This window comes from uncultured Abyssibacter sp., assembly GCF_964000955.1.
GTDB lineage: Bacteria > Pseudomonadota > Gammaproteobacteria > Nevskiales > OUC007 > Abyssibacter.
Genome location: NZ_CAXFCL010000350.1, coordinates 1 through 5,435 on the forward strand (window position 1 = coordinate 1; position 5,435 = coordinate 5,435).

General features: G+C 60.3%; 6 protein-coding genes. All 6 read left to right on the forward strand.

Features of this window, described 5'->3' with window-relative positions:
* Window positions 1-43 precede the first annotated feature (43 nt).
* Window positions 44-496, forward strand: coding sequence for a 3-hydroxyacyl-ACP dehydratase FabZ (gene fabZ / locus ABNS06_RS17110; RefSeq protein WP_348675826.1), 453 nt, complete (start codon window positions 44-46; stop codon window positions 494-496).
* Window positions 493-1,266, forward strand: a complete 774-nt coding sequence (lpxA, locus tag ABNS06_RS17115) for an acyl-ACP--UDP-N-acetylglucosamine O-acyltransferase (protein ID WP_348675821.1) — start codon at window positions 493-495, stop codon at window positions 1,264-1,266. Before fabZ ends, lpxA begins: the two co-directional genes overlap by 4 nt.
* Window positions 1,267-1,274: 8 nt before the next feature.
* The gene (lpxB, locus tag ABNS06_RS17120) at window positions 1,275-2,405 is read left to right on the forward strand and encodes a lipid-A-disaccharide synthase (protein ID WP_348675822.1); all 1,131 of its coding nucleotides are present in this window, start codon (window positions 1,275-1,277) and stop codon (window positions 2,403-2,405) included.
* Window positions 2,402-2,989, forward strand: a complete 588-nt coding sequence (gene rnhB, locus ABNS06_RS17125) for a ribonuclease HII (RefSeq protein WP_348675823.1) — start codon at window positions 2,402-2,404, stop codon at window positions 2,987-2,989. Before lpxB ends, rnhB begins: the two co-directional genes overlap by 4 nt.
* Window positions 2,990-3,215: 226 nt before the next feature.
* Window positions 3,216-4,673: a hypothetical protein gene (locus ABNS06_RS17130; RefSeq protein WP_348675824.1), complete on the forward strand. Its 1,458-nt coding sequence runs from the start codon at window positions 3,216-3,218 to the stop codon at window positions 4,671-4,673.
* Window positions 4,674-4,748: 75 nt separating this feature from the next.
* On the forward strand, window positions 4,749-5,435 hold a 687-nt coding region (locus tag ABNS06_RS17135; protein WP_348675825.1), incomplete at its 3' end, for a hypothetical protein.

The window sequence follows — 5,435 nt, forward strand, 5'->3', positions numbered from 1 at the left end:
AGTGATCACCCGGCGGCATCGTCAACAGGGCGGGGAACAGGCAGTGGCGGGTGAGCTCGATATCAATGACATTCTGAAGCTGGTGCCGCATCGGTACCCGTTTCTGCTCGTCGACCGGGTCGTGGAGTGCGATGGTGAATCGCGCATCGTGACGTTCAAGAACGTCACCTACAACGAACCGTTCTTTCCGGGGCATTTCCCCCAGAAGCCGGTGATGCCGGGGGTGCTGATCCTCGAGGCGCTGGCGCAGACCTGCGGGCTGCTGGTCTCCGAGGTGACCGGAGTGCGAGCCTCCGATGGCGTCATTCTCTATTTCGCCGGCATCGACAAGGTTCGCTTCAAGCTGCCGGTGTCGCCTGGTGATCGGCTGATGATGGAAGCCAAGGTGCTGCGTCACAAACGCGATATCTGGCAGTTCGAGGCGCGCGCCTGGGTGGACGAGCAGACCGCATGCACGGCCACGCTGATGTGCGCGGCCAAGTCCGTGGCGGAATGACCGTACACTCGACTGCTATCGTCGATCCGTCCGCCCGCATCGCCGAAACGGCCGAGATCGGGCCTTATTCCATCGTCGGGCCGCGGGTCGAGATCGGCGCGGGTACCCGGATCGGTCCTCATGTCGTCATCGGGGCGCAAACCCGAATCGGCGAGGGCAACCGGATCTACCAGTTCGCGTCGGTCGGCGAGATCTCGCAGGACATGACCGCCACCGAAGATGATGACACCTGGACGCTGATCGGCGACCGCAACGTCATCCGCGAGAATGTCACGATCAATCGCGGGACATTGAAGGAAGACGGCGCCACGCGGATCGGCGACGCCAACTGGATCATGGCGTACTGCCATGTTGCCCACGACTGCCAGATCGGCAGCCACACCATCTTCGCCAACAACGCCAGCCTGGCCGGCCATGTCCATATCGGGGACTGGGTCATCCTCGGCGGCTTCACGCTGGTCCACCAGTTCTGCCGGCTGGGCGCCCACAGTTTCACCGGCTACGCCTCCGGGCTGGATCGGGATGTTCCGCCGTTCGTGCTGGTGGATGGCAATCCGGCCGTGCCACGTGGCATCAACACGCGGGGCCTGCAACGCCGTGGGTTCGACAAGGACTCCATCCGGCTGATCAAGGACGCCTACCGGACGATCTACCGCAGGGATCTCCGTCTTCCGGACGCGGTGGAAGCACTGCGGGAACACGAACAGGACACGCATATCGCATCGATGATCCGGTTCATCGAGGATTCGAAGCGCGGCCTGCAGAGATAGGACGGACGATGCGCATCGCCATCGTCGCGGGTGAGGCGTCCGGCGACATTCTCGGCGCCGGACTGATCGAAGCGCTGAAACGGCGCGTGCCGGATGTCGAGGTCTTCGGTGTCACTGGCCCGCGCATGGACGCCGCCGGTTGCGAATCGCTGGCCAGCATCGATGTGCTGTCGGTGATGGGGCTGGTCGAGGTCCTGAAGGAAGTCCCGCGCCTGATGCGGTTTCGCAAGACGCTGATCGAGCAGATCATCCAACGCCAGCCCGACGTCGTGATCGGCATCGACGCGCCGGATTTCAATCTCGGTCTGGAGCGTCGTCTGCGCGCCCGTGGCATCAAGACGGTGCATTACGTCAGTCCTTCGGTGTGGGCCTGGCGTCAGGGCAGGGTGAAGGGTATCGCCCGCTCCGTGGACCTGATGCTGACGCTGTTTCTGTTCGAGGCTGCGTTTTATCGCGACAGTGGCATCCCGGTCCGGTTCGTCGGCCATCCTCTGGCCGACGCGATTCAGGCCGATCCGGATCGTACGGCTGCACGAGCGCGGCTCGGCATGGAGGGCGCCGGTCGCGTGCTGGCCTTGCTGCCGGGCAGTCGCGGTTCCGAGATCGATCGGCTCGCGCCCGCATTTCTCGCGGCGGCCACGACGCTTTGCAAGCGGCATCCCGACCTGCGTTGCGTGCTGCCGGCCGCCAACCCGAAGGCGAGAGCCCGGCTGGATGAGCTGACACGCGGGTTCGACCTCCCGCTCACCGTCGTCGACGGCGAGTCGCAGACGGCCATGGCTGCCGCCGATGTCGTGATGATCGCCTCGGGTACCGCGACGCTGGAGACGCTGCTGGTCCAGCGACCGATGGTGGTCGCCTACGCCACCAACGCGTTGACGGCATGGTTGCTGCTCGACGCCGGCCTGCTGAAGTCGCCACATGTCTCGCTGCCCAATCTGCTCACGGACGACCCCGCCGTGCCCGAATTGCTTCAGGGCGCCGCGACGGCTGACATGCTGACGGGCGCTGCCCATCTGCTGCTGACCCAGCCTGCCTATGCTCAGGCGCAGACCCGGCAGTTCGCCGCCGTTCATGAGCAACTCGCCAGAAATGCCGATGCCGAGGCGGCCGACGCCGTGCTGGAACTGCTGGCGTGACCGAGCAGGTTGCTGGCGTCGACGAGGTTGGGCGCGGTCCGCTGGCCGGCCCCGTGGTCGCCGCGGCCGTGATCCTGGACCCGTCCCGGCCCATCGACGGCCTGGCGGATTCCAAGGCACTGACCGAAAAGCGCCGCGAGGCCTTGTTCGACATCATCCGTGAACACGCCGCCGCCTGGTGCATCGCCGAAGCCAGTGTCGAGGAGATCGACCAGCTCAACATCCTCCAGGCGTCACTGCTGGCGATGCGGCGTGCCGTCACGGGCCTCGAAATTCGGCCCACACGCGCGCTGGTCGATGGCAACCGCGACCCGGGACTCGACTGCGAAACCCGTCTGGTCATCGGGGGTGATGCCATTGAGCCAGCCATTGGTGCGGCCTCCATACTCGCCAAGGTCGCTCGTGATCGCGCCATGATCGAACTGGATCAGGCCCACCCCGGCTACGGACTGGCGGGGCACAAGGGCTACCCGACACCCGCCCACCTCGCGGCGCTGGAACGCTTGGGTGCCAGCCCCTTGCATCGCCGCAGCTTCGCGCCGGTCAAGCGGGTGCTTGGCCTGGGGCAGGTGGATCTTTTCTAGTCTGACCACTTGCTATGGGTTAAGCGGGATAGATGTGTCGGAAGCCGTGCAATGACGGGGTTGTCCGGGGAAAGATGGAGGCAGGTTCTGCGCGCGAGTGTTTCTCCGGTAGATTTGATCGGAGCGGTTGGTCCGCTGCGTGTCGTATTGCAAGACCTGACCCCATTCCCATGGGGAAGTCGACTCCGTCGAACTGGCTTTTGCGGCGATCGGTGTGGCCCTGACCGTGACCAGCATCGTCTTTACCGGCGGGACCACGCTGGCACCCATGCGGGCGGGCCTGCTGTCGCTCAGGACCCTGTTCCGGGAATTCTTCATCAACGACATCCGGGCGATTCTGGGGCTGGTCCGGGCCACGGTGGTCTTCGTGTTTCGTCAAGTTCGGCTGATGATCACCGATTCGACCGAAGCGCTGCGCCAGATGTCGAGATTTGCCGCCGGGGTGACGGAGTTGGTGACGCATTCGGCGGAGTCGGTGCGTGCATTCTTTGTCCGAAGCGTGCGTAGCCTCGATGACCTGCAGATCTATATCGATATCCTGCTGGCGGGGGCGAGTTGCGGCATTCAAAGCGCATCCCTCTCGAATCAGTCGACTGGTTGGGGCGCCAGGACGCTGGAACTGGCCGCGGAAGGCTTGTTCGGACCCAATGCCTACGCCGCGCGCCAGCCGTGCCGAAGTCTCGGTGAAATCACCGATGTGATGCGCGAGGTGGTCGACACCGCGCGGTACGGAGACAACTCTCTAGCAATCGCCAAAAAGACATTGCGCAGGATCGGCCGCCTTCGGCGGGCAGGAATTGATATGAGTCCTGGCACGGCGCGAATCCTGGCGGATATGGACAACGCCGGTGCCGGAGACGCCCTGAACGGCATGATAGCCGGTGTGGTCAGGAACCTGGACAGTGCAACCGAAAGCACGAGAAGTTTTGCCAGAGCCATGGGTGATCAGGCGGGTGTTTACGTGGATGGTCAGCGCGTTGGTCCGCCCGGTGAGACCGTGAGCAACCTCGATTTCTTCATTCAAGTGCTGAACAAGCCGGGCATTCCCGATGCGGACGATGTGGAAGGACTGCGCATGTATCGCTCGTACATGGCCCGTATGAGCGGAGGCGATCAAGGCAATATGGTTGGCCTGATGGGCGAATCCATCGCACGGCAATGTATCGAGACACGCACGGATTGCTATGGGATCGTGGTTGACGTGCCCAATGTCAACAAGGCGTCGGTGGATATCACGGATCGATCTCCAAAACCAAGCAACCCGGAGGTTGATGGGCCGGGCGTTGATTTTTCGCATAGGGGAGAAGGGGTTGGCGGATCGGCACCCAACCAGTTCACAGAAGTGAAGGTGCAGAATCGAAAAGATGTTTCAACCCTCACGAATTTTGATCAGCTTGAATCTCACCTGAATGCGAAGGTGTCAAAATTATGGGACGCAACGGAAAGTAAGAGATTGGGTAAAATCATTTGGCTTGATGAATATGAAGACTCCGGTGCTGGCCTAACCTATTTTCTGATGGGACAATCTTATCGCGGGCGTATTGACGAGGCGACGCATGAGCTGAGGGATGGTGTTTATTCGTTCTTGAGGGGGAATGAATTTCCGTCGGACGATGCGGCGATTGACAGTATTTTAACTGTAGTGGACGGAACGGGTTTGATGATTCCTCCATTTATTAATTAAACAGGCTACAAAATGGATTGGTCTTGTAATCATTGCAACCTTGGTACAAATCGTGTCGTTGAGAATTCAGGTGAGATGTCGGTGCCAAGCGCGCGGAAGGAGAATTGGTATTTCGAAGGCTTTTATAGTGACAACGTATATTTTGGAGGAACTCCCGTCATCTGTGAGGGTGTAATCTATATTCCCGGCAAACGTGGTCCATTGACAACGCTGGAAATGCATGTTGTCGCTGTCCGTCTAGCGGATGGGGAGGTGGTATGGAAGCTAGAATACCCTGGAGTCTTCCCGCTTGAAAATGCTGTTGTGAATAAAAAGTATCTCTGTGCGGGCGGCATCGTGTTTTCCCGGGAAACAGGTGAAGTGATTCTGGACCCGTACGCTTATGGCGATGGCCTGAGGTATGCTCGGGCGGGTATTATTGAAACGGAGAATGGATTTCTGATTCCTGCTAGAGAAGAATCTGAAAATTACTATCTTCTTTGGGCGGACGTGCACAATAAAAATGTCACGATCGAGTCAGTGGAGACAGACCGCTTGTATTATAGGGCCGTGGATCCGGAGGTGATGTTGGGCGTGTATGGGGCTTTCGACGAGGAGGCGGATTACTTTACCGTTAGAAATATTCAGTCCGGACAGGTGGTCTGGAGGCGGCCACGACACGAGTTGGAACCTTATGGTGGAGTTTTATTGGGGCGCACGGTTATTCATAAAAAGAAGCTCTATGTTATCGAGGGCATCGATCAATGCACTGGGTTTGACTTG